25 protein-coding genes are annotated in these 24,522 nt (G+C 71.3%); 14 read left to right on the plus strand and 11 right to left on the minus strand.

What is annotated here, in order from left to right:
* Positions 1 to 9 precede the first annotated feature (9 nt).
* The gene (locus tag LUU90_RS11710; RefSeq protein ID WP_275003602.1) at positions 10 to 1,410 is read right to left on the minus strand and encodes a hypothetical protein; all 1,401 of its coding nucleotides are present in this window, start codon (positions 1,408 to 1,410) and stop codon (positions 10 to 12) included.
* 205 nt (positions 1,411 to 1,615) lie between these two features.
* Here LUU90_RS11710 and LUU90_RS11715 point away from each other — a divergent pair, with 205 nt between their 5' ends.
* From LUU90_RS11715 to LUU90_RS11725, 3 genes are all read left to right on the plus strand, one after another.
* Complete coding sequence (locus tag LUU90_RS11715; protein ID WP_275003603.1) at positions 1,616 to 1,954, plus strand: hypothetical protein; 339 nt, start codon at positions 1,616 to 1,618, stop codon at positions 1,952 to 1,954.
* A 92-nt stretch (positions 1,955 to 2,046) separates the two neighbouring features.
* Complete coding sequence (locus tag LUU90_RS11720; RefSeq protein WP_275003604.1) at positions 2,047 to 3,003, plus strand: ribonuclease Z; 957 nt, start codon at positions 2,047 to 2,049, stop codon at positions 3,001 to 3,003.
* Positions 3,004 to 3,105: 102 nt separating this feature from the next.
* Positions 3,106 to 3,942 carry a tyrosine-protein phosphatase gene (locus tag LUU90_RS11725; RefSeq protein WP_275003605.1) on the plus strand — a complete coding sequence of 279 codons (837 nt, stop codon included), beginning with the start codon at positions 3,106 to 3,108 and terminating at the stop codon, positions 3,940 to 3,942.
* Here LUU90_RS11725 and LUU90_RS11730 read toward each other — a convergent pair.
* The gene (locus LUU90_RS11730) at positions 3,860 to 4,444 is read right to left on the minus strand and encodes a GNAT family N-acetyltransferase (protein ID WP_275003606.1); all 585 of its coding nucleotides are present in this window, start codon (positions 4,442 to 4,444) and stop codon (positions 3,860 to 3,862) included. The two genes, LUU90_RS11725 and LUU90_RS11730, sit on opposite strands and share 83 nt — an antisense overlap.
* Before the next feature lie 138 nt (positions 4,445 to 4,582).
* Between LUU90_RS11730 and LUU90_RS11735 the strand changes: the two genes are divergently transcribed.
* On the plus strand, positions 4,583 to 5,959 hold the full coding sequence (locus LUU90_RS11735) for an NAD-dependent malic enzyme (protein WP_275003607.1): 1,377 nt from the start codon (positions 4,583 to 4,585) through the stop codon (positions 5,957 to 5,959).
* Between the two features lie 67 nt (positions 5,960 to 6,026).
* On the opposite strand, the gene LUU90_RS11740 is transcribed toward LUU90_RS11735, so the two are convergent.
* The gene (locus tag LUU90_RS11740) at positions 6,027 to 6,236 is read right to left on the minus strand and encodes a hypothetical protein (RefSeq protein ID WP_275003608.1); all 210 of its coding nucleotides are present in this window, start codon (positions 6,234 to 6,236) and stop codon (positions 6,027 to 6,029) included.
* A gap of 112 nt (positions 6,237 to 6,348) precedes the next feature.
* Here LUU90_RS11740 and LUU90_RS11745 point away from each other — a divergent pair, with 112 nt between their 5' ends.
* Positions 6,349 to 7,371, plus strand: coding sequence for an LLM class flavin-dependent oxidoreductase (locus tag LUU90_RS11745; protein WP_275003609.1), 1,023 nt, complete (start codon positions 6,349 to 6,351; stop codon positions 7,369 to 7,371).
* A 55-nt stretch (positions 7,372 to 7,426) separates the two neighbouring features.
* Here the strand turns inward: LUU90_RS11745 and LUU90_RS11750 are convergent, their stop codons facing one another.
* Positions 7,427 to 8,131: an AAA family ATPase gene (locus LUU90_RS11750; RefSeq protein WP_275003610.1), complete on the minus strand. Its 705-nt coding sequence runs from the start codon at positions 8,129 to 8,131 to the stop codon at positions 7,427 to 7,429.
* Between the two features lie 283 nt (positions 8,132 to 8,414).
* On the opposite strand from LUU90_RS11750, the gene LUU90_RS11755 reads away from it, so the two are divergent.
* The 4 genes from LUU90_RS11755 (at position 8,415) to LUU90_RS11770 (ending at position 12,458) form a co-directional block, all read left to right on the plus strand.
* Complete coding sequence (locus LUU90_RS11755) at positions 8,415 to 8,786, plus strand: hypothetical protein (protein WP_275003611.1); 372 nt, start codon at positions 8,415 to 8,417, stop codon at positions 8,784 to 8,786.
* Between the two features lie 178 nt (positions 8,787 to 8,964).
* Positions 8,965 to 9,375 carry a helix-turn-helix transcriptional regulator gene (locus tag LUU90_RS11760; protein ID WP_275003685.1) on the plus strand — a complete coding sequence of 137 codons (411 nt, stop codon included), beginning with the start codon at positions 8,965 to 8,967 and terminating at the stop codon, positions 9,373 to 9,375.
* 10 nt (positions 9,376 to 9,385) lie between these two features.
* Positions 9,386 to 9,811 carry a VOC family protein gene (locus LUU90_RS11765; protein ID WP_275003612.1) on the plus strand — a complete coding sequence of 142 codons (426 nt, stop codon included), beginning with the start codon at positions 9,386 to 9,388 and terminating at the stop codon, positions 9,809 to 9,811.
* A gap of 187 nt (positions 9,812 to 9,998) precedes the next feature.
* Complete coding sequence (locus LUU90_RS11770; protein WP_275003613.1) at positions 9,999 to 12,458, plus strand: excinuclease ABC subunit UvrA; 2,460 nt, start codon at positions 9,999 to 10,001, stop codon at positions 12,456 to 12,458.
* A gap of 77 nt (positions 12,459 to 12,535) precedes the next feature.
* On the opposite strand, the gene LUU90_RS11775 is transcribed toward LUU90_RS11770, so the two are convergent.
* On the minus strand, positions 12,536 to 13,225 hold the full coding sequence (locus LUU90_RS11775) for a response regulator (protein ID WP_275003614.1): 690 nt from the start codon (positions 13,223 to 13,225) through the stop codon (positions 12,536 to 12,538).
* A gap of 102 nt (positions 13,226 to 13,327) precedes the next feature.
* On the opposite strand from LUU90_RS11775, the gene LUU90_RS11780 reads away from it, so the two are divergent.
* Both LUU90_RS11780 and LUU90_RS11785 read left to right on the plus strand, forming a co-directional pair.
* The gene (locus tag LUU90_RS11780) at positions 13,328 to 14,617 is read left to right on the plus strand and encodes a sensor histidine kinase (RefSeq protein ID WP_275003615.1); all 1,290 of its coding nucleotides are present in this window, start codon (positions 13,328 to 13,330) and stop codon (positions 14,615 to 14,617) included.
* 61 nt (positions 14,618 to 14,678) lie between these two features.
* On the plus strand, positions 14,679 to 15,776 hold the full coding sequence (locus LUU90_RS11785; RefSeq protein ID WP_275003616.1) for a fatty acid desaturase family protein: 1,098 nt from the start codon (positions 14,679 to 14,681) through the stop codon (positions 15,774 to 15,776).
* Positions 15,777 to 15,840: 64 nt separating this feature from the next.
* Here LUU90_RS11785 and LUU90_RS11790 read toward each other — a convergent pair whose 3' ends face one another.
* Positions 15,841 to 16,776: an NmrA family NAD(P)-binding protein gene (locus LUU90_RS11790; RefSeq protein WP_275003617.1), complete on the minus strand. Its 936-nt coding sequence runs from the start codon at positions 16,774 to 16,776 to the stop codon at positions 15,841 to 15,843.
* A gap of 54 nt (positions 16,777 to 16,830) precedes the next feature.
* The gene (locus tag LUU90_RS11795) at positions 16,831 to 17,838 is read right to left on the minus strand and encodes an oxidoreductase (RefSeq protein WP_275003618.1); all 1,008 of its coding nucleotides are present in this window, start codon (positions 17,836 to 17,838) and stop codon (positions 16,831 to 16,833) included.
* Positions 17,839 to 17,934: 96 nt separating this feature from the next.
* Here LUU90_RS11795 and LUU90_RS11800 point away from each other — a divergent pair, with 96 nt between their 5' ends.
* Together LUU90_RS11800 and LUU90_RS11805 are read left to right on the plus strand one after the other, a co-directional pair.
* Positions 17,935 to 18,591 (plus strand): DNA-binding response regulator, encoded by a 657-nt coding sequence (locus LUU90_RS11800; RefSeq protein WP_275003619.1) that lies wholly within the window; start codon positions 17,935 to 17,937, stop codon positions 18,589 to 18,591.
* A 33-nt stretch (positions 18,592 to 18,624) separates the two neighbouring features.
* Positions 18,625 to 19,032 carry an MmcQ/YjbR family DNA-binding protein gene (locus LUU90_RS11805; protein ID WP_275003620.1) on the plus strand — a complete coding sequence of 136 codons (408 nt, stop codon included), beginning with the start codon at positions 18,625 to 18,627 and terminating at the stop codon, positions 19,030 to 19,032.
* Positions 19,033 to 19,156: 124 nt separating this feature from the next.
* On the opposite strand, the gene LUU90_RS11810 is transcribed toward LUU90_RS11805, so the two are convergent.
* Entirely contained in the window at positions 19,157 to 20,119 is a 963-nt protein-coding gene (locus tag LUU90_RS11810) for an NAD(P)-dependent oxidoreductase (RefSeq protein ID WP_275003621.1), read from the minus strand.
* A complete protein-coding gene (locus tag LUU90_RS11815) occupies positions 20,116 to 21,021 on the minus strand; it encodes a hypothetical protein (RefSeq protein ID WP_275003622.1) in 906 nt (301 codons plus the stop codon). The genes LUU90_RS11810 and LUU90_RS11815 overlap by 4 nt, the downstream gene beginning before the upstream one ends.
* A gap of 693 nt (positions 21,022 to 21,714) precedes the next feature.
* On the opposite strand from LUU90_RS11815, the gene LUU90_RS11820 reads away from it, so the two are divergent.
* Positions 21,715 to 22,293: a TOPRIM nucleotidyl transferase/hydrolase domain-containing protein gene (locus LUU90_RS11820; RefSeq protein ID WP_275003623.1), complete on the plus strand. Its 579-nt coding sequence runs from the start codon at positions 21,715 to 21,717 to the stop codon at positions 22,291 to 22,293.
* 38 nt (positions 22,294 to 22,331) lie between these two features.
* Here the strand turns inward: LUU90_RS11820 and LUU90_RS11825 are convergent, their stop codons facing one another.
* Positions 22,332 to 23,378 carry a zinc-binding dehydrogenase gene (locus tag LUU90_RS11825; RefSeq protein ID WP_275003624.1) on the minus strand — a complete coding sequence of 349 codons (1,047 nt, stop codon included), beginning with the start codon at positions 23,376 to 23,378 and terminating at the stop codon, positions 22,332 to 22,334.
* A gap of 25 nt (positions 23,379 to 23,403) precedes the next feature.
* The gene (locus tag LUU90_RS11830) at positions 23,404 to 24,492 is read right to left on the minus strand and encodes an FAD-dependent oxidoreductase (RefSeq protein ID WP_275003625.1); all 1,089 of its coding nucleotides are present in this window, start codon (positions 24,490 to 24,492) and stop codon (positions 23,404 to 23,406) included.
* Positions 24,493 to 24,522: the final 30 nt, after the last annotated feature.

Below are 24,522 nucleotides of genomic sequence, written 5' to 3' on the forward strand. Positions count from 1 at the left end.
GGGACCGGTTCAGACCACCGGATTGCCGATGGGCGGGGTCTCCAGCCGGTCGAACTCGAGCTGAGGCACCCCGTCGTCGGGGTCCAGCTCGAGGTCCCTGCGGCGTGCGGGGCGCGGGTCCGGGCGGGGGTTGGGACGCAGAATCGGCCGGGGGACGGCACCGGGTGCCGGGCGCGGAGCGGGTCGAGGGCCGGGGTCCAGGCCTGCCCGTGGCTCCTCGTGCGCCGAGGGACTGGCGTGGCGCTGGTCGTATGCCGCCGTCGGGCGGGGGGTGCGGTCGACGGGCTCGGCGTGCGCCTCCTCGAAGGCCCGCACGATCGACCAGGGAAGCCGGATGTAGCCCTCGACGTCGAACCCGTTGGCGATGGCCCAGGCCCGCATCTGGGCCGGCGTCGCCACGCTGCGGCCGTCGGTGGGCTTCTTGGCGCCGGTGTCGTCGTCCAGCTTGGGGAACTCGACGGGCGTCGCCTCGACGATCGGCTCGATCACCGCGTCCCGGGGGCAGCCGAGCGTGTCCGCGACCCGCCACAGCTCCTGCCGGACCTCCAGGTGGTACCGGTCGGCCGCGATCGCCTGGCGCACCAGGGCGTCGAAGAACTTCCTGCGGATGTCGGCAGCGGCCTCGGGTGTCAGCCGGTAGAGCGGTTCGGCGTCCGCGAGCCCGCCGGACGTCTCCGGGGTGAGCCGGCCGTCGTGGAGCGTCTCGGCGATGAGCGCCAGGTAGCCGTGCGTGTGGACGTCCGCGACGGCGGCGATCGCGTCGGCGAGCGGTTGTCCGGCCAGCGTGGTGAGGATGCCCGGTCCCCGTCGCCCCGGCCACGGGCGCGGCGGCTCGGCCATCCGGCTGGGCCCGTCGGGCCAGGGGTAGACCCAGGCCCGCAGCGTGACCTGCAGCAGCTCCGGCAGGTCACGCACCCCGTTCCCGCTCTGCAGGAACCTGCTCAGCAGGCCGGCGGTCGCCCGGGCCTCGTTGACCGGGCTGGTGTTCGGCGGGACGCCGCCGCCCTCGAACGGGACCCCTGCGGCGGTGCAGCAGTCCGACAGGCGGCGGTGCACCAGGGCTGGCAGGTAGTGATAGCTCGCATCGATGGTCGTCAGCTGGGCGAACGCGGGCAGCTGCCACCCCAGGTGGGCCAGCTCCGCGCGCAGCACCTCGATGCCGAGCCTGCCGTTGTGCGTCACGATCGCCATCTGCGACAGGCGTTCGCGCAGGGTCGAGGCGACGTCGGCGAGCGCGATCCATGCGCCGTCCGGGTGCAGCACCGCCGACCACTCGTCGACGACGGCGCCACGCTCGTCGACCCGCACGACGGCGATCTCCCGCAAGCGCGCACGAGCCACCCGGATGCCGGTGATCCGTGTCGACACCGCCGCGTACGCGGGCTTTCCTACGCGTTCGTCCCTCGCCATGCGCGTCCTTCCTCGACAGCCGTGCCGCCGGTGGCGCTACGACGAGCCACAGGGTGTCACCAGCGCGAGAGTCCTGAAAGTGGAGATCGTACGAATATGTCGGATTCTGTGAAAATCACTACCAAAGATAGCGGAGCGCCCCCCGATTATTAACACTTACAGAGGGTGTTTGGCCACTGTCTGGGGCAGGTCAAAAGGGGAGGTCATGGTGCTGTCGAAGCTCTCGGTGATGGACTGGCGCGCGATCGCTGCGCTGGGATTCGCTCTACCGTACGCCGCTCTGGTGCTACTCGGGGATCGGTTCGGCTGGCTCGAGCTGTCCGCCTCTGGCGCCCTGACCAGCCCAATCACCATTGTGACACTAGGTTGCCTCCTCGCCGGAGCCGCCCTGGCGCTGGCCCCCGTCCTGCAGGACGGAAACTACCCGGTCCTCAACATCCTTGTCGGCGGAGCCATGCTCCTCGGCTTCGGCTGGGCCGTGCTCGTCCTGGCACAGGCGCAGTATGGCTGTGACCCGCTGAACGTGCTTCCCGGCTGCGGGTGATCTTTTGAAAACGAGGTGTCACCGCTCCTCGGCGCCCTCCTTGATGCCGTTTTCCCGTGACGGTTCCCGGGCGTTCGGGACACAATGCGAACGTGTTCCAGCGCCCCGCCAACCACCGGCTCTCCAGCCGTGAGCTCGTCGCCCTCGGCACCGCGAGCCAGGTGCCCACCAGGACCCGAAACCACAACGGCTACGCGCTGTTCTGGGACGACGAGGTCATCCTGTTCGATCCCGGTGAGGGAACCCAGCGCCAGTTGCTGTACGCCGGCATCTCCGCGACCGCACTGACGCGGATCGCGATCACGCACCTGCACGGCGACCACAGCCTCGGGCTGGCCGGCGTCGTGCAGCGCATCAGCCTGGACGGTGTACCGCAGACCGTGCCGATCACGTTCCCTGCGTCCGGCAGGCGCTGGGTCGAGGCGCTCTGCGACTCGACGGCCTACTACCACCAGGAGCACATCGCACTGCAGGGCCTGTCGCACGACGGCGCCGTACCCCGCGTGCCCGGCGAGCTGCACGGCCCCGCGGTGCTCCGGGCAGCCCGGCTGGACCATTCCCTGGAGGCGTACGGGTACCGGCTCGACGAGCCGGACGGTCGCCGCATGGACCCCGAGCGGCTCGCCGCCGCCGGCATCGCCGGACCCGACGTCGGCCGGCTGGCCCGGGAGGGCACGCTGCACACCCCGCACGGCACCGTGCGGGTCGAGGACGTCAGCGACCCACGCCCTGGCCAGTCGTTCGCGTTCGTGATGGACACCCGCATGTGCGACGCGGTGTGGGACCTCGCCGACGGCGTCGACCTGCTCGTCATCGAGTCGACCTTCCTGGACCGCGACCGCGACCTCGCGCGCGACCACGGGCACCTGACCGCCCTCCAGGCCGCGACCGTGGCCGCCCGCAGCGGCGTACGCAGCCTCGTCCTCACTCACTTCTCGCAGCGGTACACCGACCCCGCCGAGTTCGAGAAGGAGGCCCGCACCGTGTTCGACGGCGAGCTCACCGTCGCCGCCGACCTGGACCGGATCCCGGTGCCCCGCCGCCGATGAGGGGCGCACCGACGGCCTCCTCGACCCCAACCGGACGACGACACGTCCAGGGGCAGTTCTCCCCGTTGACCACGTCCCGAACCGGGAACCACCATGCGACCCATGAGCAAACCGGCAAACCCCCGGGCCTGGGACGGCGCCCTCAACCTCCGCGACCTCGGCGGCCTCCCGCTCGACGACGGCGGAAGCACCGCCCCCGGACGGATCTGGCGCTCCGGCGCACCCGAGACGATCACCACCACCGGCTGGGCGCAGGCGCTCGCGGCGGGGCTGACCACCGTCGTCGACCTGCGCAACCCGGCGGAGATCGTCCAGGCGCACGACCTGCTGCCCGACGCCGTCCGCCCGGCCGGGATCGTCACGCGCAGGACGCCCACCGAGGACCCGGGCGACCCCCACTTCCTGGAGGCCTGCGGGCCGTGGCTGGACCACCCGCGCTCGTACGCGCCCAACACGGCGATGTACCCGCACCTGTTCGGGGCGGTCTTCCGGGCGATCGCGGATGCTCCGGGGACGGTGCTGGTGCACTGTTCCGCGGGGCGCGACCGCACGGGGATGATCACCGCGATCCTGCTGGCGCTGGCCGGCGTGGAGCACGAGGCGATCGCCGAGGACTACGAGCAGGCGTTCCGCGGCACCACGCGCCGGGCCGGCATCGCCTACGACGTCGAGCAGGGGGCCTGGGTGCAGCACCCGGGCGAGAGCTGGACCGCCCAGCAGATCGACCAGCGGGTCGGCGAGCGCCGCGCCGCCCTGCTGGAGTGGCTCGCCGACCTGGACCCGGCCGCCTACCTCCGGTACGCCGGGCTGGACGAGCCCCGGGTCGCGAACCTGCGGGACCGGTTGCGGCGTCCGGCTACCGGGTCAGGTCGTGAGCAGGCAGGTCCTGGGCAGGCAGGTCGTGGAGAGGGTCGCCCTGCGCCGTCCGAGGTGCGGTGAGCTCCAGCGTCATGAAGACGCTGTGCGGGTCGGGCGTGTAGTCCCCGAACGGGCCGCACTCGGTGAAACCGTGGCGGGCGTACAGGCGGCGAGCGGGAGCGAAGTAGTCCTGTGACCCGGTCTCCAGGCTCACGCGGGCCCAGCGGCGGCGCCGTGCCTCGGCGAGCACGGCGGTCAGCAGTGCGGAGGCGACGCCCCTGCCCCGCGCGTGCGCGGCGGTGCGCATCGACTTGATCTCGCCGTGGATCTCACGGTGGGCTTCACTCCGGCGCGCGCCCTGACCCGGCTCCGCGCCCGGTTCCAGCTCCTTCAGCGCGCCGCACCCGAGCAGGGTGGCGTCGTCGTCGCGTGCGGTCCAGAAGGTGATCGCCGGGGCGAGGAGCGCTGAGTGGTCCAGCGCGTGCACGCTCTCGGCGGGGGAGGTGGCGAACATGTCGGTGAGGTGCTCGTCCAGGAGCCGACGGATGTCGTCGCGAGCGGGGGAGTCGGTGGCGATGTGCACGGCACCATCTTCGGCGAGCGGCCGGGCGTGGCCGTCCGTATGGCGGGCCCGTGTGGCGCACGTCACCCTGTGGCGGTAGGAATCTCCTCGTGCGGACTGCCGCGCCCGGGAGGACCCGGATCACCGAGGAGAACAACGATGTCGTTGCCCAGCCCGAGCTACACGATCACCCTGCGCGTGGAGGTGGCAGCGTCGCAGCGTGCCACGAGCACGGTGGTAGCGGCGGTAGCGGACGCCGGGGGTGCGGTGATGGGCGTCGACATCGCGCACTCGACGTCGCACGGCCTGGTCGTGGACGTCACGTGCGACACGATCGACGCGGAGCACGGTGAGCGGGTCGTCGCGGCGGTGAACGCCATCGAGGGCGCGGAGGTGCTCAAGTCGAGCGACTCGACGTTCCTGATGCACCTGGGCGGCAAGATCGAGGTCACGAACAAGGTGCCGCTCAAGACGCGCCGTGACCTGTCGCGCGCGTACACACCGGGTGTGGCGCGGGTGTGCCTGGCGATCGCGGAGAACCCGGAGGACGCGCGCCGGCTGACGATCAAGCGGAACACGGTCGCGGTGGTCACGGACGGCACGGCGGTGCTGGGCCTGGGTGACATCGGCCCGGCCGCCGCGCTGCCGGTGATGGAGGGCAAGGCGGCGCTGTTCAAGGAGTTCGGCGGGGTGGACGCGTGGCCCGTGTGCCTCGACACGACCGACACCGACGAGATCGTGCGGATCGTCAAGGCGATGGCGCCGGTCTACGGGGGCGTGAACCTGGAGGACATCGCGGCGCCGCGCTGCTTCGAGATCGAGGCGCGGCTGCGCGAGGAGCTCGACATCCCCGTGTTCCACGACGACCAGCACGGCACGGCGATCGTGGTGCTCGCGGCCATGATCAACGCGCTCAAGGTGGTCGACAAGAAGCTCGAGGACGTGCGGATCGTGGTGTCGGGCGTCGGCGCCGCGGGCAACGCCATCATCCGGCTGCTCAAGGCGCAGGGGGCCCGGCACATCGTGGCGTTCGGGCGTGACGGCGCCCTGCACCCGGGTGTGGTGACCGACGATCCGCACCGGCGCTGGATCGTGGACAACACGAACGTGGACGGTTTCGCCGGCACGCTGCAGGAAGGGCTCAAGGGCGCCGACGTGTTCATCGGCGTCTCGGCCGCCGGCATCCTCTCGGGCGCCGACGTGGCCCAGATGGCCGAGGGCGCGGTGGTGTTCGCGCTGGCGAACCCGACCCCCGAGGTGGACCCGCTGGAGGCCTCCGAGACGGCCGCGGTGGTGGCCACCGGGCGCAGCGACTACCCGAACCAGATCAACAACGTGCTCGCCTTCCCGGGCCTGTTCCGCGGCCTGCTGGACACGGGGGCCAAGGACATCACCACGGAGCTCCTGCGGGTGGCGGCGGTGGCGATCGCGGAGGTCGTCGCACCGGACGAGCTGAACAGCGCCTACATCATCCCGGGCGTGTTCGACCACCGGGTGGCCGAAGCCGTGGCGGAAGCAGTCCGCAGGCAGGCCTGAGCCGGCCCTGAACGCCGGGCGTCCCAGCGGTGCCGGCGAGCAGGGGCACCAGCGGGACGCCCGGGGATCAGCCGATGTTGCTGATGGTGGAGTTGACCAGGCTGCTGACCACCGCGGCGGTGCCGAGGACCAGGACGAGCAGCGCGCCGGTGGAGGCCACGAGGGGGATCCACCAGCGAACGGGCTCCGGCTGCGCGGTTCGCTGAGCGAACCCGCCGGCGGGACGGTTGATGGTGCGGTCGAGGAATGCGTCGTTGTTGTTCACACTGTTGCTCACACTGGTAGAGACGCCTGGCGAGGCGGAAACGATGCCCGGGTTCGGGTAACGGTTCGGGAACGTTCCTGCGGACCCGGGACGGGGCCCGTGCCCCCGAGGAGTTGAGGTCAGCGTGAAGAACATCGGGTTCCTGTCCTTCGGTCACTGGACGCCGCATCCGCAGTCGGGCACCCGCTCGGCGTCGGACGCGCTGCTGCAGTCGATCGACCTCGCCGTGGCCGCCGAGGAGCTGGGTGCCGACGGCGCCTACTTCCGGGTGCACCACTTCGCGCGCCAGCTCGCCTCGCCGTTCCCGCTGCTCGCTGCGGTCGGCGCACGGACGAGCCGCATCGAGATCGGCACGGGCGTGATCGACATGAGGTACGAGAACCCGCTGTACATGGCGGAGGACGCCGGGGCGGCGGACCTCATCTCCGGCGGGCGGCTGCAGCTCGGCATCAGCCGGGGGTCACCCGAGCAGGTCGTCGAGGGGTACCGGCACTTCGGGTACGAGCCCGCGCCGAAGGATGCCGGGGCCGCCGACCTGGCCCGCGAGCACACGGCCCGGTTCCTCGAGGTGCTCGACGGCGAGGGGTTCGCCGAGCCCAGCCCGCGGCCCATGTTCCCCAACCCGCCCGGCCTGCTGCGGATCGAGCCGCACTCCGAGGGCCTGCGCCGCCGGATCTGGTGGGGCGCGGGCTCGCGGGCCACCGCGGAGTGGACGGCGGCCCAGGGCATGAACCTGATGTCGTCCACGCTGCTGACCGAGGACACGGGTGTGCCGTTCCACCGCCTGCAGGCCGAGCAGATCCAGCGCTTCCGGGACGCCTGGGCCGAGGCCGGGCACGACTTCGAGCCGCGGGTGTCGGTCAGCCGCAGCATCTTCCCCATCACCGACGAGCGTGACCGGCGGTACTTCGGTATGGAGGTCTTCAGCGAGGACCAGGTCGGCCGCCTCGACACCGGTCCCGCCCGGTTCGGCAAGACGTACGCGGGCGAACCCGACGAGCTGGTCGAGGACCTGCGGGGCGACGAGGCAGTCCAGGCCGCGGACACCCTCCTGCTGACGGTGCCCAACCAGCTGGGCGTGGACTACAATGCGCACATCATCGAGAACATCCTGCGGCACGTGGCGCCGGCCCTCGGCTGGCGGTGACCTGACCGCACCGTAGACCACGCGGGCAACCGGGCCGCCCGCGAGATCTACGGCGCTAGGCGGCGCACGGGCGGCCGACGGTCCCCGTCCTGGACGCGGTCCGGCCCGCCGTGGCCTCGTCCGCCGTGGCCTGGCCGGCCGCCAGCACCAGCGAACGCTGCCTCGCCAGCTCACGCACCCGCCGGTACGCGTCACAACGCGCCGTCAGGTACACGCTCGACCACGGGCCACGCGGACCGCCGTCGACCGCCGCGAGCGCCGAGCGCTGCGCCGTCCACCGCCCCCAGTGCCGCACGAACTCCTCCGGCTGCACCATCCGGCCGCGGTCCAGCTGCCCGTCGAGCGCCTCGGCGAGGGAGACGTCCACGGCCACCAGCACGGGGTCCCAGCCGCGCAGCCGGGCGATCAGGCCGAGAGCCTCTCGTCTCCGTACCCGGGTCGCGGTGTCGTGCACCAGGAGCGGGGCGGTCGAGCGCGGACCGCGGGCCAGCCGGGCCAGGGTCTCGACGGCGTGCAGCGTGTGGACGGCCCACCGGTAGGTCCCGTACGGCACCCAGGACGGCAGCCGCGCGGCGATCCGGCGCCGGTGGCGGTCGGGGTCGAGCACGACGGTGCGGGGCACGTCGTCGGCGACCCTGGCCAGGAGGGTGCTCTTGCCGGCTCCGGGGACGCCTCCCACGACGATCATCAGCGGGCCGGGGCTCTCGCGCCGAACGTCGCGCAACGGGCGCGGTCGGGGCAGTGCAGCGGGTGTCGTCACGTGGTCCTCCATACGTAGGGGGCCGGGTGAGCAGCATCGCGCGAGCCGATCCGGAGACGCCGGGAGCCCCCTGAGAGGGTGCTGTACGGGTGACCGGTCCGGAGCGGGCCGTGACGCCGTCCGCGAGGTCCGGAGACCCTGCTCACGACGTCGGTCAGATGCTCGTTCAGATACTCATTCCGCCCGTAGAACGGATGAAACGGTCACGTTTGTTCCCGGATGCGGACAGAATCATGGCTGGTCAGAGCACCGGTCGCCGTCCTCCCCACTAGGGTTCAGCCGCATGAGACGCTTCCTGCTCGGTGCCTTGTCGGGAGCCGTGGTCGCCCTGCTCGGCGTCGGTGCCTGGTCCGCGGTCACCGACCACCTCAGGCCCAGCCTCGTCCAGGAGGTCTGCGAACCGGGCGCCGGCACCGGCCCGGCACCGCTGTGCGTCCAGCTGCGCGACGACGGGACACCGGGCGGCGTGCTGTGGGTCGCGCGCAAGGACCCGGACCTCGGCCCCCGCATCAGCTACGTCGCCAGCCCGTTCACCGACCTCGAGCACCACACCGCCGAGGAGATCGACGTGACGTTCGAGGAGGACCACATCGTCGTGCACGGCCACCAGGGCTCGGAGCTGATCCTCACCGGGGAGTTCCTCGCGCAGGACTGATCTCACCCACAGCAAGCCGCCACCCTCCGGGACACGGCCCACGCTCCATGACACGATCTGACAGGTGAGCAGCAACACCCTCGACGCAGGCAACGTCGCCGCCGCGACCGCCGTCGGCAGCGACGCCGACACCCAGCGGCTGCGCGACCTCACGCTCCTGCGCCGCGTACGCGACCGCATGGACCGCGAGTACACCCAGCCCCTCGACGTCGCTGCGCTCGCGGCGGGTGTGCACATGTCGGCGGGGCACCTGTCGCGCCAGTTCAAGGCCGCGTACGGCGAGTCTCCGTACAGCTATCTGATGACGCGCCGGATCGAGCGCGCCATGATGCTGCTGCGGCGCGGCGACCTGAGCGTGACCGAGGTCTGCTTCGCGGTCGGCTGCTCATCGCTGGGTACGTTCAGCACCCGGTTCACCGAGCTCGTGGGGGTGCCGCCGAGCGTGTACCGCAGCGACCCGCAGCTGGCCGCCCGGTCGATCGACCTGGCCGGGCTGCCTGCCTGCATCGCGAAACAGGTGACCCGGCCGGTGCGGATCACCCCCGGCAGGTCAGGAATCGAGAAGCGCACACCGGCGGCCGGGACCTAGCGTGGCAGCCATGAGCACACACGAGAGCACCGACCTCACCATCCACCAGACCTTTCTCCCGCACACCGACCCCGAGGCGTCTCTCGCGTTCTACCGTGACGCCCTCGGGTTCGAGGTGCAGCTCGACGTCGGCGAGGGCACCATGCGCTGGATCACCGTCGGGCCGGCCGGGCAGGCTGGGACGTCCATCGTCCTGACGCCCCCGGCCGCCGACCCGGGGGTGACCGACGCCGAGCGGCAGACCGTCGCCGAGATGATGGCCAAGGGCACCTACGCCGCCGTCATCCTCGGTGCCAAGGACCTGGACGCGACGTTCGAGCGGGTCCAGGCCAGCGGCGCCGAGGTGATGCAGGAGCCGGTCGACCAGCCGTACGGCTTCCGCGACTGCGCGTTCCGCGACCCCGCCGGCAACACCGTTCGCATCAAGCAGCTCTGAGCGACACCATGTGTATCCCAGGGCTGACGCCGGCTGCCTCCACGTCCGTACGGGCGGCTGCCCGGCCCGCACCTCGCCCCGCGGCACCCGCCGACCGTCCGGTGGATGCCGTCGCCCCGCAGGAGCCGGCGGCCGACGTCAGAGAAGCCCGGTCCGCGTCCCGCATGACCGTCATGGAGGGCCGAGCATGAACCCGAGCATCAACGCGAGCATCAACGCGAGCATCAACTTGACGCACGCAGCCACCCCGCACCCGGCGGACAGCCACGACGTCATCCGTGTCCAGGGCGCCCGCGAGAACAACCTCAAGGACATCAGCCTCGACATCCCCAAGCGGCGGCTGACGGTGTTCACGGGCGTCTCCGGGTCGGGCAAGAGCTCGCTGGTGTTCGCGACGATCGCCGCGGAGTCGCAGCGGATGATCAACGAGACGTACAGCGCGTTCGTGCAGGGGTTCATGCCGTCGCTGGACCGGCCGGAGGTGGACCAGCTCGAAGGGCTGACCACCGCGATCGTCGTCGACCAGGAGCGTCTCGGGTCCAACCCGCGTTCCACCCTCGGCACCGTCACGGACACCAACGCACTGCTGCGCATCCTGTTCAGCCGGCTGGGGCAGCCGCAGATCGGGCCGCCCATCGCGTTCTCGTTCAACGTCCCGGCGCGCAAGGCGAGCGGGGTGATGACGTCGTCGACGGGCGAGAAGACGATAGTGCGGGAGCAGGTCTACCACGGGGGCATGTGCCCGCGGTGCGAGGGTCGGGGTCGGGTCTCCGACCTGGACCTGACGCAGTTGTTCGACGACTCGAGGTCGTTGAACGAGGGGGCGATCAAGATCCCCGGTTACACCGCTGACGGTTGGATGGTCGCCACGTACAGCGAGTCGGGGTTCCTGGACCCGGACAAGGCGATCCGTGACTACAGCGAGCAGGAGCTGGCGGACTTCCTGCACAGGGAGCCGACGAAGATCAAGGCCAAGGGCATGAACCTCACGTACGAGGGCCTGATCCCGAAGGTTCGCAAGTCGATGCTCAGCAAGGACACCGAGTCCCTCCAGCCGCACATCCGCGCGTGGGTGGAGCAGGCGGTCACGTTCGTGAGCTGTCCGGAGTGCGACGGGACCCGGCTGGCCGAGGCGGCGCGGTCGTCGAAGATCGACGGCGTCAGCATCGCCGACGCGTGCGCCATGCAGATCAGCGACCTGGCCGCCTGGGTGCGCAAGCTCGCCACCACCGAGGACGGCGCGGCCGTCGCTCCGCTCCTGACGGGTCTGCAGCTCCAGCTCGACAAGTTCACCGAGATCGGTCTGGGCTACCTCTCGCTCGACCGCCCCTCGGGCACCCTGTCCGGGGGAGAGGCGCAGCGCACCAAGCTGATCCGCCACCTCGGCTCGGCGCTGACCGATGTCACGTACGTGTTCGACGAGCCCACCATCGGGCTGCACCCGCACGACATCCAGCGGATGAACCGCCTGCTGGCCGAGCTGCGGGACAAGGGCAACACGGTGCTCGTCGTCGAGCACAAGCCGGAGGCCATCGCGATCGCCGACCACGTGGTCGACCTCGGGCCGGGCGCGGGTTCGGCGGGTGGGACCATCCAGTTCGAGGGCACCGTCGACGAGCTGCGGGACAGCGACACCCTCACCGGCCGGCACCTCGGGTACCGCTCGCGGCTCAAGGACACCGTGCGTCAGGCGTCGGGGAAGCTGGAGATCCGCGGGGCCGGCACGCACAACCTGCGCGACGTCGACGTCGACGTGCCCCTCGGTGTGCTGACCGTCGTCACCGGTGTCGCCGGGTCGGGGAAGAGCTCGCTGATCCACGGGTCGCTCCCGGGTGATGCGGGCGTCGTGACGGTCGACCAGGGCGCGATCAAGGGTTCGCGCCGGTCCAACCCCGCGACGTACACGGGCCTGCTCGAGCCGATCCGCAAGGCGTTCGCGAAGGCCAACGGCGTCAAGCCCGCACTGTTCAGCGCCAACTCCGAGGGCGCCTGCCCCACCTGCAAGGGCGCCGGCGTGATCTACACGGAGCTCGGGTTCATGGACACCGTGGCCACGACGTGCGAGGACTGCGGCGGCAAGAGGTTCGACGCGTCGGCGCTGGTGTACACGCTCGGCGGCGGTGCGAACGGCGGGGGCGAGAACGCGAAGGACATCAGCGAGGTGCTCGCGATGCCGGTGGCCGAGGCTGCCGCGTTCTTCGCCAAGGACGGCCCCGCTCCCGTCCCCGCGGCGCACAAGATCCTGGAGCGCCTGTCCGACGTCGGGCTGGGCTACCTCGGGATCGGCCAGCCGCTGACCACGCTGTCCGGGGGAGAGCGGCAGCGGCTCAAGCTCGCCGTCGAGATGGCCCGCGAGGGCGGCGTCTACGTGCTCGACGAGCCCACGACTGGCCTGCACCTGGCCGACGTGGAGAACCTGCTCGGGCTCCTCGACCGCCTCGTCGAGTCAGGCAAGTCGGTCATCGTGATCGAGCATCACCAGGCGGTGATGGCGCACGCGGACTGGATCATCGACCTCGGTCCTGGCGCGGGGCACGACGGCGGCCGCATCGTCTTCGAGGGCACGCCGGCCGATCTCGTGGCCAGGGCGCGGACGGGCCGGGCGACACTGACCGGCGAGCACCTGGCGCAGTACGTGGGGGACTAGCAGGTGATGGGGGACCAGCAGATGGGGGAGTAGCGGATGGGGGAGTAGTACGTGGGGAGTGACCGCGGGCGGTCGGCTCAGTGCCCCGCCCGCACCAGTCCCGACTCGTACGCGCAGACCACCATCTGCGTCCTGTCGCGCAGCTCCAGCTTGTTCAGGACGCGCGAGACGTGCGTCTTGACGGTCTGCTCCGCCAGGTACAGCTCGGTGGCGATCTCGGCGTTCGACTGGCCCGCGGCGACCAGCTTCATGACGTCGAGCTCGCGGTCGGTCAGCGAGGACAGCCGGGCGTCCGCCGAGGCTGGCCGCTCCGGACGCGCCGCGTAGTCGGCGATCAGCGCCCGCGTGATCTTGGGGGACAGGAGCGCCTCGCCGTCCGCCACCACACGTACCGCCTGGGTGAGCTCCTCGGGAGGTGAGTCCTTCAGCAGGAACCCGCTGGCCCCCGCGCGCAGCGCCGAGAACACGTACTCGTCGGCGTCGAAGGTGGTCAGCATGATCACCTTCGGCGGGGTGCCGGGCATCGCCATGATCGCGCGGGTGGCGTCCAGCCCGTTGACCTTCGGCATGCGGATGTCCATCAGCACGACGTCGGGCTGCGTGTGGCGCACGACGTCGCTGATTCCCGCGCCGTCCTCGGCCGTGCCCACCACCGTGATCCCATCGTGCGCGTTCAGGAGGGCGGCGAACCCGGCCCGGATCATCGACTGGTCGTCGACGATCAGCACCCGGATCGCGCTATCGGCACCATCGGGAGCTGGGGGCATGGGACCAACGTAACCGACGTCCGGAAGGAAACCCGAAAGTATGACGCCGGTTCCCTCTCGCGGGTGACGCGCGACACCCGTGCGCCGCATAACCTGCAGAGAATGGACCACCCACATGCTGCTTCGCAGGTATCGGGCGCTGCCGCCGCTCCCGGTCGTGGCACCCGGTACTGGCGGCTGCGTTCGCTGACCCGGCTGGACCTCAGCACGTTCTCGATCGCCCGGCGCGAGGTCGTCTGGATGTGGACCGTGGTCTCCGTCGCCGCGGTGGCGCTCGTCGCCGTCGGCTGGCCGGTGACCGCGTCCGGGTACGGCGCCCACCCCGTGGCCGCCATGACCCTGACGATCGTGCACTGCGCCGCCGCGATCATGGCGGTGCGCTGGGCCTGGGCCGGGCTCGGCGCCTCCATCCCGGCTGCCCTGGGACTGATGATCGTGACCGCCAACGCGGCGCCCGAGTGGCCGTGGCCGTGGCCGGTCACCGTGCTGCTCACGCACTGCCTGACGGTGTTCGTGCTCGCCCTGCGCCACTCCTGGTACTGGGCCGCGTCCCTCTGGCTTGCGGGCGCCATGCTGACAGTCCTCGCACCCGCGCTGATCGTCGGCGACCCGCACGCGTCCGCCGGCCCGAACGGCGTGGTGCTGGTCTCCCTCAGTGGCGGGATCGCCCTGGTCGGCGTGCTCGTGCGGCTGTGGATCCTCAGCGTCGTCCGCATGGAACAGGCCGAACGGGTCAGCGCCGCCGAGGCCGGCCGCCGCCGCGAGCTCGAGGAGCGCAACAGGATCGCCAGAGAGCTGCACGACGTCGTCGCGCACAGCATGTCCGTCATCACCGTGCAGGCCTCGACCGCCCGCTACCGGCAGCCCGGCCTCGACGACGTGATCCAGCAGGAGTTCGAGGAGATCGCCGCCTCCTCCCGCCGTGCGCTGAGCGAGATGCGCGGCCTGCTCGGCATCCTGCGCGGCCACGACACCGCACCCACCGCGCCGATGCCCACCCTCGCCGACATCGACGAGCTCCTCAGGTCCACCCGTGCGTCGGGCGCCGAGATCGCGTACGACGGCACCGACGCGGAGGTCCCCGACGCCGTCGGCCTCACCGGCTTCCGCGTCGTCCAGGAGGCCCTCAGCAACGCCCTGCGGCACGCCCCTGGCTCCGCGATCACCGTCACCGTCACCGACGACGGGCACGACCTGCGGGTCAGCGTCAGCAACACCGCCCCCGCCCGTAGCGACGAACCCACACCGGGCGCCCAGCTAGGCCTGGCGGGCATCCGCGAACGCGTCGCCGCCATCGGCGGGACCGTCACCGCCGGCCCCACGCCCGACGGCGGCTTCACCCTGACCGCCACCCTCCCCGTCGGCGAGGACGAGCACCCACTACTCACGTAGGGGGTGAGGTTGGCTCCCGTGGGGGACGCGCGGACCACTACCCGGTTCTTAGGTTGACGCTATGACGATCACGACCGACGCGCCGCCTCGCTCGGCCCGCCAACCCCGCGCAGCACGCACCGCCCGCAACAAGCAGACCAACGACTACTTCGATCTCGCCGAGCGCGCCAACGCCGCCGGCCTGATGGAGCGTCGCGTCGGCTGGTACGCCGCCCGCACCGCCGCACTCGCGGCAGGCCTGGCGCTCGCGTTCACGCTGCTGCTGACGCTGGGCGACACCTGGTGGCAGCTCGCGGTGGCCGTCCTGTTCGGCATCGTGTTCACGCAGGGCGCGTTCCTCGGCCACGACGCCGGACACCTGCAGATCTTCCGCTCCGGGCGCCGCAACGAGTGGTTCGCGCGGATCATCGCCAACCTCGTCGTCGGCCTCAGCCACGGCTGGTGGGCGCGCAAGCACAACAAGCACCACGGCAACCCCAACGTCATCGGCAAGGACGGCGACATCGCCACCGGCGCGCTCGTGTTCGTACCGGGCGAAGAAGTGGGCCGTACCGGATTCATGGGCTGGGTGACCCGCCACCAGGGCTACCTGTTCTTCCCCATGCTGATGCTGTTCGGCCCGGTCCTGCACGCCAACGCGGTCCAGACCCTCGCCACCACGCCCGCGATCAAGCACCGCGGCGCGGAGATCTGGCTCCTGAGCCTGCGACTCATCGGGTTCCCGACCCTCGTCTTCCTCACGCTCGGCCCGGCGCTCGGCGCCGCGTTCATGGCCGTGCAGCTCGCGACGTTCGGCCTCTACATGGGCGCCACGTTCGCGCCGAACCACAAGGGCATGCCACTGCTGCCCAAGGACCTCAAGATCGACTTCCTGCGCCGCCAGGTCCTCACCTCCCGCAACATCCGCGGTGGCTGGTTCATCGACCTCGCCATGGGCGGCCTGAACTACCAGATCGAGCACCACATCTTCCCGCGCATGGCCAGCGTCCACCTCAAGCAGGCACGCCCCCTCGTGCGGGCGTTCTGCGCCGAGCGCGACATCCCGTACACCGAGACCGGACTGTTCGAGTCGTACGGCATCATCACCGCCTACCTCAACCGCGTCGGGCTCGGCGAGGCCAACCCCATGGATTGCCCGATCGTCGCGCAGTACCGCTAGCCACCGCTCCGGACACACCCGGAGCCACTGACGCCTGACCACCGCCGGCATCCGCCGGTCATGGTCAGGCGTCAGTCACGTCACGGCGGATGCCGCTGTCGCCGCTACCCGAGCCCATGACGTCGGCGACCGACAACGGCGCCCGCCCCGTCAGCCGGAGCACCTCGCCCGACACCGTGCTCCAACGGTCCTCCCGGACAGATGCGAACATCGTGGAGTACGCGTACGTCCACCACGGATCCTCACCGGCCCTGGCGAGCTCCTCGACATGGACCCCCGGCGCGACCTCGGTGTAGCGCACCGCAGCACCCCCGATCCCGGTAAGCACACCCGCCAGGCCCTCGAAGGTGAACGCCGCAGGACCGGTCAGATCATGATGCCGCCCGCTCGGCGGCAACAACGCGAGCGCCGCCAGGCACCGTCCGACGTCGGACCGGGACACCAGCGCGACCCGCCCGCCACCAGCCGGCACCCGCAGCTCGCCCGACACCAGCGCCGGCCTCAGGAACGCCGCGACGAACTGTGTGAACAGCGAAGCCCGCGCGAACGAGAACCCGCACCCGCTGCCCACCAGAAGCCGCTCCGTGTACCCGTTGGTGAACGCGTAGCAGAACGGCGACGCCAGGTCCGCGTCCACACCACTCAGGTACACCACGTGCCCCACACCACCCGCGGCCGCCGCCCGCACCACGTTCTCGTGCTGGACCAACATCCGCGCGGCCTCGCCGTCACCGGACACGAACACCAGCACGTCCACCCCACGCAGCGCCGACCGCAACGAACCCACGTCGTCATAGTCCGCGAACACCGGCACCACGACACCCGAGGCGCTCGCGGCAGGGCTGAGAGCGCCGAGTACCGCGGCAGGACGGCGCGCAAGTGCCAGCACCTCCAGCGGGCCGCCTTCTGTGCCGCCCTCTGGGGTGGCTGCGTCCCTGGCGAGCAGGTCGACGACCTGGCTCCCGAGCGTGCCGGTCGAACCGGTGACCGCGATCCTCACGGCGGCCAGGCTACCGGGCAGCCGTGGCGTCCGTTTCCCGGGCAGCCGTCGCTGTCAGCGATCCCGTCCGGCGATCCCGTCCAGCAGCGCGAGCTCGTCGTCGGTCAGGCGCAGGCCGCCCGCGGCGACGTTCTCCTCCAGGTGCGCCACGCTGCCGGTACCAGGGATGGCCAGGACGTGCGGGCCCCGGTGCAGGGTCCAGGCCAGCCGGACCTGCGCCGGTGTGGCGCCGTGCGCGGCAGCGACGGCGGCGACCTGCGCCTGACCGGTCTCGTCGGCGCCACCCTGCGGCGAGGCACCCGGCACAGCGGCGCCGACGGAGAAGAACGGCACGAACGCGATGCCGTGCTCACCGCAGAGGGTGACCAGGGCGTCGTCCTCCCTGCTGGTCAGGCCGTACTGGTTCTGCACGCAGACCACCGGTGCGACCTTCATCGCCTCGACCAGCTGCTCCGGCAGGATGTTCGAGATGCCGAGGTTCCGGACCAGCCCCGCCTCACGCAGCTCCGCCAGCGCACCGAAGTGCTCGGCCACCGACTCGGGCTCACGCCCCTCGCCGGCCATGCGTGTGCCCCAGCGCAGGTTGACCACGTCGAGATGGTCGCGGCCGAGCTGGCGGATGTTCTCCTCGACCTGGGCGCGGAGCTGGTCGGGGCGTGCCATCTCCTCGAACCCACCGTCGCGAGAACGGGCCGGCCCGACCTTCGTGGTGATCGTCAGATCGTCGCCGTAGGGCTGGAGAGCGGTGCTGATCAGCTCGTTGGCCGAACGGAGCGGCATGAAGTAGAAGGCGGCGGTGTCGATGTGGTTCACGCCGAGCTCGACGGCGCGCCGCAGGACCGCGAGCGACCCGTCCCGGCCGCGCGGCCTCTCGTCCCAGGGCATGCCCACCAGCCGCATCGCGCCGAGTCCCACCCGGTTGACCGTGCGGTCACCGAGCTGCCAGGTCCCGGAGGCCGCCGCTTCCGGGCCGCCCGACCCGGGACCTGTCGTGTCAGGGCTCGTGAGGTGGGGGCTCGTGGTGTCGTGGTCGGCTGCTGTCGTGTTCAGGTCTGTCGTCATGCAGCCAGCATCACGCGGCCCGCGCCTCGCCCCACGGCGATGGCAGCTTGTTGCCGAGCCTGGCGCCCGCGAACGGCGTCGGGCAGGATCGAGACCATGCAGACCGGCGAGACCGTCACCATCGTGCGCGGCGAGCAGGAGCTCACGGAACGCACTGCGCACCTGTTCGCGTCCGCGACCGACGTCGCATGCGCCGCGAACGACCTCTTCACCTGGTCCCGGGCACAGACCGACGAGATCAACGAGACGTACCGCGCCCGGTTACGCGGCCAGGCCCGCATCCGCAAGGTCTACCGGTCCGGCATCATGCTCGACCCCGTCAGTACCCGCGCCGTCGCCGAAATCCGCGACCAGCACGGCGCACAGGTCCGCATCACCAGCGACGAGATCAACGAGACGATCATCCTCGACCGCCGCCTGGTGATCCTGGCCGGCGACGTCTCCGCCGGTGTACGCAGCTACAGCGTCATCACCCAGCGCGAGGCCGTACAGGGCGTCACCTCCCTGTTCGACGCCGCCTGGCGCTCAGCCACCGACCTCGACGTCTACGACGCCCAGACAGCCGAGATCCGGCAGCTCGCGCCCCAGGTGCTCGACCTCCTCAGCCAGGGCGTCAAGGACGAGGCCGCCGCCCGGTCCCTCGGCCTCGGCGTCCGCACCTACCGGCGCCGCGTGGCCGAGCTGATGGACGCCCTGGGCGCCGAGTCACGCTTCCAGGCCGGCGTACGCGCACGAGAGCTCGGCCTCGTCTGAGGTCATGTCAGTGGCTGGTGCAAGACTCCTGCCGTGAGCGAAAGAGCCCCCGTCCCGGCCCAGACCGTCCAGCGCCTCGCCGCCCTCCTGGAACGTCTGCCGGAGTGCAACGAGCACGACGCCTGGACCGGCGTCGCCTGGAAGGTCCGGGACGCGACGGTAGGCCACGTCTTCGGGGGAGAGGACGGCCTGGTCCGCATCACCTTCCGTGCCGAACCGGACGAGGTAGAGGCCTTTCAGCACCTCGGTCCTCAGTACTTCAAAGCCAGCTGGGGCACCAACGTCGTCGGCATGATCCTCGATCAGCACACCGACTGGGACGAGCTCACCGAGCTCCTCACCGACTCCTACTGCATCCAGGCACCCCAGAACCTCGCCGCGCAGGTCGACCGGCCCGGACCCCAGCCCGCACCGGAGCACCTGGCCAACCTCGAGACATGACCGACCGCACGACGGTCCAGCCCTGGATCCGCAGCGACGAACGTCTCTGTCGAACCAACGGCACGGACGGCTGACACACGGCTGGCCGACGAGGGCCGGCTCACAAGGGCCGGCTCAGCGTGCGTCAGTAGCCGCGGTCCAGTGCGACCGCCGACGTCGGGCGGCGGCCGGCACGGATCTCCGAGAGCGCCGCGTCGAGCCCGGCCACGACGTCGGACGGCAGCGTGAGACCCGAGACGTGGGGCGTGACGGTGATCTCGGGGCGCCGCCACAGGGGAGAGGAGGGGGCAAGTGGCTCCTCCTCGGTGACGTCGAGCGTGGCGTGCCGCACGTGGCCCGTGGTGATCGCGCCCAGGAGCGTGTCGGTGCGGACCGCGGATCCACGGCCGATGTTGATCAGGTGCACGCCGTCGAACGCCCGTAGCAGGCCAGGTGTGATCAGGCCGGCGGTCTGCGGGGTGTGGGGGAGTGCGAGTACCAGGACGTCGACTCCTGGCCCGTCTAGAGCGGTAGTGCTCAGCGCCCCGGCGAGGGGGAGCACGGCGTCGAAGGCTTCGTCGGGGCGGCCGCTCCTGCTGAGGCCCGTGACGTGGTGCCCGATGGTGGCCAGCGTCCGGGCGATCGCCGTGCCCATGGCACCCGTGCCGACGACGACCGCCCCGTCGCGCGCCGGTGGTGCCGGCGGGTCCGACGGGTCCCAGGTGGCTGACGCCGAGTCGGCGATGTAACGCGCCGTATGCCAGCGTTCGGCCAGAACCCAGGCGAGCACGTACTCGGCGATGCGCTGCGGCATCGTCCCGGTCGTGCGGGTCAGGAGCACGTGACCGGGCAGCGCCGGCGCAAGATCCTCGACGCCCGCGTAGGGGGAGTGCACCCAGGCCGCGCCTACCGCGTTGCCGGGTTTGGTCGTGATCGCGAGCGTCGCGGCTCGACCGACGACCTCGGGCCCCGTGATCTCCAGGTCCCGTGAGAGCGCCCAGGTGGTGATCGCATCCCGCCAGCCGGGTTCGACGTCGTCCCCGAGGCGGACTGTCGGACTGGTGCGGAGCGCTTCGGCCAGGCCCGCGGTCTCGGGCTCGGCGCTCATCGCGGGACGTCCAGGCGAAGCGCGTCGCAGAGGCCCTCGAGGTCGTGCTCCCTGACGAACGGGGCCAGGAGTGACACGAGCACGTTGACGGCGTCGACGATCGACTGCAGGCCGGGGGAGCCGACGAGGGTGGCGGCGAGCTCGTCGGGTACGGGCCGGCCCGCGTTCTCCAGGCTGACGGCCCCGAACTGCGGAAAGACCACGCCCTCCTGCGCGGCGATCAGCTGCAGATACAGGTCACGAGCCTCGGTCAGGCTGCGCAGTGCTCTCCAGTACGTGCCCCTGCGGGCGTGCTTGAGCGCGTCACCTGCGGCGATGCACGCGAGGAACGCCCATTCACGGCGTCGTGCGGCGTCCGGGTCCCACGTCGTCCGGTCCAGTGGGGACGCAAGCCTGCCCGATTTGTCCACCAGGGCGATGGCTTCGGGTGCCAGGCCGGTGCGAGTGGCGCACGGCATGACGACGAGCGAGAGCTGTCGGCCGTCCTGGTAGATGCTCACGAGGTGGGTCGTGTCCGGTCCGAAGGGCTGGCGCAGCACCGCGGCGGTGGGCGCGAATCCGGTCACGGCGTCCGCGACGGCGTCGAGGTCACCGCCGTCCAGCAGCCCGACGCCTGCGTCGACGTCGGAGAGCTCGTCACCGGCGCCTCGTCCCAGCGAGCCGGCGAGCTCGAGCCACTCGACCCACGGCGTCTCGCAGGCCCAACGCGTCAGGCGCTCGACGAGCTCGGCCGGTCCTGACGACTCTCGCCCGGACGACGAGTCAGGGGACGCCGGCTCGGGTGACGGCTCGGGTGACAGGGTGGAGGCCGGCGCTCCAGGCGTGGGTTCAGGCACCAGTTCGGGCGCCGGCCGGGACGCCGGTTCGTAGGGCGAGGACGTGTGCGACGTGTGCTGAGCCACGGCCGCAGTCTGGCACGCTACGGCGCCACATTCGCTTCATGACCGGCCCGTACAGCCAGATCTGGCTACAACTGATAATGCACATTATGTCATTACGGCGCGGAAGAAGCTCCGGAACTACCGCCCCGTCGTGGGTCCGTCCGTGCGTCCGTGGTCCGTGGAACTGCGTCCCGTGCTCGTCGTACTGCACTCACCTCAAGCCCGAGGGCACTCACCCTCTTCACGCCCGAGGCGCAATCACCCTCGACGAAGCCCGCTGACGCGACGCCCCCTGACGCGAAGGCCGCTGACTTCGGTCGCTTGCCGGCTGCCATTCCTGACTTCGGTCGGTTGCTCTGAGATCGGTCGGTTGAATGACCGATCTCAGAGCAACCGACCGAAGTCATCTGCCACCCTGTGCAACGGACCGATCTCAAGGACCGATCTCACGGACCAGCGACACGCTCCCGGCGACGCTCAAGCAGGCCGGCAAGTTGCCACTCAAGCGGCCCAGCGATTGCCCGCTCGTCGGCGCGCTCTAACCCGCTCCCCATGCAACCTCCCGGTCCCCCCACAACACCGAACAGCAAGACGTCTAAAGCATTGTGTATAGCGCAACACAGCGGTCTAACAACAGCAAAGAAGATCAACACCGTAGCACCGCCGGAAATGCTGCGGCTCCTCCCCGGGCCGAAGGCTTATCATCCGGAGACCATGAACCTCGCAGGAGTCCTCGCCGCCTCCACGAGCACCGTGCTGCTCGTGGAAGGCGAGAGCGACCGTGCGGCGGTCGAGACGCTCGCCGCACGGCTGGGTCTCCCCCTCGCCGACCTCGGGGTGCAGGTCCTCGCTATGGGCGGGATCACCAACATCGGGCACCATCTCGTCGCGCTCGGTGAGCAGAGCGTTCGCCTGGGCTGTCTCTACGACGCCGCGGAGGAACGCTTCGTCATCAAGGGCCTCGACCGGGTGGGCCTGCGCCCGTTCGCGGCGACCACTCCCCTGACCGACCTCGGTTTCTTCCGCTGCGACCGGGACCTCGAGGACGAGCTCATCCGGGCGGTCGGCGTCGACGGGTTCCTCGCCCTGATCGATGCCGAGGGCGAGCTGCGCAGCTTCGAGCGGCTGCAGGGACAGCCGGCTCAGCGCGAACGCACCACGACGCAGCAGCTGCACCGCTTCATCGGGTCCAAGGGCGGGCGCAAGGAGCGCTACGGGCGTCGCCTGGCGGAGGCCTTGCCCCTGGACCGGGTACCGGCCCCGCTGGACGCCGTGCTGCGCTGGGCCACCTGAGCAGCGCCCCCGAGCGACACGGACCCCGCGCCGGCAGATCAGGCCCGGCGCGGGTCCAGCACCACCATCCCCGCACGCGGCGCCGTGTCCATGGTCGGCACGAGCGCTGCCGCTTCCGCCATGCCGACCACGCGGTCGAGCAGGTCCTGGGGGCGCAGCACGCCGGAGGCGACGAGCTCCAGCATCTCGGGGTAGTCGGCGGCCGCCATGCCGTGGCTGCCGAGCACGTCGATCTCCCAGGCGATCACCCGGCCCATCGGCACGCGGGGACCGCCGTCGACGGGCGCGAACAGGCCTACCTGGACGTGGCGTCCCTGGCGGCGCAGGCTGCCGATCGCGTCGGCGCACGTCTGCTCGCTCCCGACGGCGTCCACCGCGACGTGCGCACCGCCGTCGGTCAGCTGCTGGACCATGGCGGGCACGTCGAGGCCGTCGGCGAGCACGGTGCGCTCGGCGCCGGCGCGGCGGGCCGCGTCCAGGGCGGCGGCCGACCGGTCGATCGCGACGACGCGTGCCCCGCGAGCCACGGCGATCATGACCGCGCTGAGACCGACGCCGCCCGCGCCGACCACCACCACCCACTCCCCTGCCCGAACCTGCGCCCGGCCGGCCACCGCGCGGTAGGCGGTGGCGAACCGGCAGCCGAGGCTCGCCGCGGTCTCGAAGGAGACGCCGTCCGGGACGGCGACCAGGTTGGCGTCGGCCGAGTACAGCGTGACCAGCTCGGCGTACGAGCCCCGGTGCGTGAAGCCGGGCTGGGTCTGGTCGGGGCAGACCTGCGCCTGCCCGGCGAGGCACCACTCGCAGGTGCCGCAGCCGCTGACGAACGGAACGGTCACCCGGTCACCCACCTGCCACTTCGTGACGCCGGCGCCGACCTCGGCGATGGTGCCCGCGAGCTCGTGGCCGGGGACGTGCGGCAGGGTGGTGATGTCGTCGTCGTGCCCGGCCCAGGCGTGCCAGTCGCTCAGGCACAGACCGGTCGCGTGCACCCGCACGACCACACCGCCGTCAGGAGCGCTCGGGTCAGCCACCTCCCGGACGTCGAGAGGCCCCTGGAACTGGTCGAAGACGATGGCACGCACGAGCGGATTGAATCACGGCGGCCTGTCAGCGCGCCGCACGCAGCAGGAGGTCGCGCGCCCCTGTCAGACGCCGCGCGTGCGCGATCCGCCCCACGTTCCGGGCGAGCGTCTGGAGGCGCTGGGTGGGGCGGCGGCGCAGGTGGTCGTAGCGGACAAGCCCTTCGGCGACCCGACCGGGTGCCAGGCAGCGGGCCAGCGTGACGGCGTCGACCAGCGCCTCGCATGCGCCGCGGCCGAGGTCCGGTGTCATGCCGTGTGCGGCGTCACCGACCAGGACGGCGTTACGGTCTCCCCCGGTCACGACGTAGCGGGGCAGGTGCGGGTGGACGTCGTACATGTCGTGGCGCATGACGTCGTCCTCGGTGATCGCCTCCAGTACCCGCCCGATCGGGTCGTGCCAGCCGGCGAACAGCTCACGCAGCATCGCCACCTCTCCCCCGGCGGAACGCTGCCCGGGTGGTGCGTCGAGCGACGCGTACCAGTTGGTGGTGCCGTCGAGGTAGGGCGTGACGCCGAAGCGGCGGCCCGGCCCCCAGGTCTCTGTCGCCTCGTGCGTGGTGACCGCCACCCGCCCGCGCAGGCCGCTCTGGCCTGTATGACGGGCGCGGTACCGCTCCCCGAGCAGCGCCGTGCGGTACGCACTGAAGACGCCGTCCGCCACGACGACGACGTCGGCCCGCGCTGAGCCCGCCAGGCCCTCCAGAGCGCTCAGGCTGTCGAGCCCCTCTCCCGTCGGATGGACCTGGGAGCCGTACCGGACGGCGCCGGCGGGCAGGGCTGCCGCGAGCACCCCGGCGAGGTCGCGGCGGGCGATCAGGTGCACCCGGTCGCCGGGGCGGCGCGTGACCCGTTCGGTGCTGAGGGCGGCGAGCACCACGCCGTCGGGCCGCCGGATGCTGCCGGCCGTCTGGGGTGTGGCGACCGCACGCAGCGCGTCCCCCACGCCGAGCTCGTCCAGGGCCGCGAGCGCCGTCGGCCAGATGCCGAGGGCTGCTCCGCTGGTCTCGGGGTGGGCGGCGCGTTCGTGGACGGTGACGTGCCAGCCGGCGCGGGTGAGGCCGATCGCGGTGGCGGTGCCTGCGATCCCGGCTCCGATGATGGTGGCGTGGGGCATGCCGGCGACGGTACTACAGATGTAGTGCAG

The sequence above is a fragment of the Promicromonospora iranensis genome (genome assembly GCF_028994775.1).
GTDB classification, from domain to species: domain Bacteria; phylum Actinomycetota; class Actinomycetes; order Actinomycetales; family Cellulomonadaceae; genus Promicromonospora; species Promicromonospora iranensis_A.

Bases quoted from the DNA above. Each gene is read 5' to 3' on its own strand.
- LUU90_RS11755 (WP_275003611.1), top strand. From the start codon at position 8,415: ATGAGACGCTTCCTGCTCGGTGCCTTGTCGGGAGCCGTGGTCGCCCTG.
- LUU90_RS11710 (WP_275003602.1), bottom strand. From the start codon at position 1,410: ATGGCGAGGGACGAACGCGTAGGAAAGCCCGCGTACGCGGCGGTGTCG.
- LUU90_RS11715 (WP_275003603.1), top strand. From the start codon at position 1,616: ATGGTGCTGTCGAAGCTCTCGGTGATGGACTGGCGCGCGATCGCTGCG.
- LUU90_RS11760 (WP_275003685.1), top strand. From the start codon at position 8,965: ATGGACCGCGAGTACACCCAGCCCCTCGACGTCGCTGCGCTCGCGGCG.
- LUU90_RS11780 (WP_275003615.1), top strand. From the start codon at position 13,328: ATGGACCACCCACATGCTGCTTCGCAGGTATCGGGCGCTGCCGCCGCT.
- LUU90_RS11775 (WP_275003614.1), bottom strand. From the start codon at position 13,225: ATGCCCCCAGCTCCCGATGGTGCCGATAGCGCGATCCGGGTGCTGATC.
- LUU90_RS11765 (WP_275003612.1), top strand. From the start codon at position 9,386: ATGAGCACACACGAGAGCACCGACCTCACCATCCACCAGACCTTTCTC.
- LUU90_RS11795 (WP_275003618.1), bottom strand. From the start codon at position 17,838: ATGACGACAGACCTGAACACGACAGCAGCCGACCACGACACCACGAGC.
- LUU90_RS11770 (WP_275003613.1), top strand. From the start codon at position 9,999: ATGAACCCGAGCATCAACGCGAGCATCAACGCGAGCATCAACTTGACG.
- LUU90_RS11735 (WP_275003607.1), top strand. From the start codon at position 4,583: ATGTCGTTGCCCAGCCCGAGCTACACGATCACCCTGCGCGTGGAGGTG.
- LUU90_RS11820 (WP_275003623.1), top strand. From the start codon at position 21,715: ATGAACCTCGCAGGAGTCCTCGCCGCCTCCACGAGCACCGTGCTGCTC.
- LUU90_RS11810 (WP_275003621.1), bottom strand. From the start codon at position 20,119: ATGAGCGCCGAGCCCGAGACCGCGGGCCTGGCCGAAGCGCTCCGCACC.
- LUU90_RS11725 (WP_275003605.1), top strand. From the start codon at position 3,106: ATGAGCAAACCGGCAAACCCCCGGGCCTGGGACGGCGCCCTCAACCTC.
- LUU90_RS11785 (WP_275003616.1), top strand. From the start codon at position 14,679: ATGACGATCACGACCGACGCGCCGCCTCGCTCGGCCCGCCAACCCCGC.
- LUU90_RS11830 (WP_275003625.1), bottom strand. From the start codon at position 24,492: ATGCCCCACGCCACCATCATCGGAGCCGGGATCGCAGGCACCGCCACC.
- LUU90_RS11800 (WP_275003619.1), top strand. From the start codon at position 17,935: ATGCAGACCGGCGAGACCGTCACCATCGTGCGCGGCGAGCAGGAGCTC.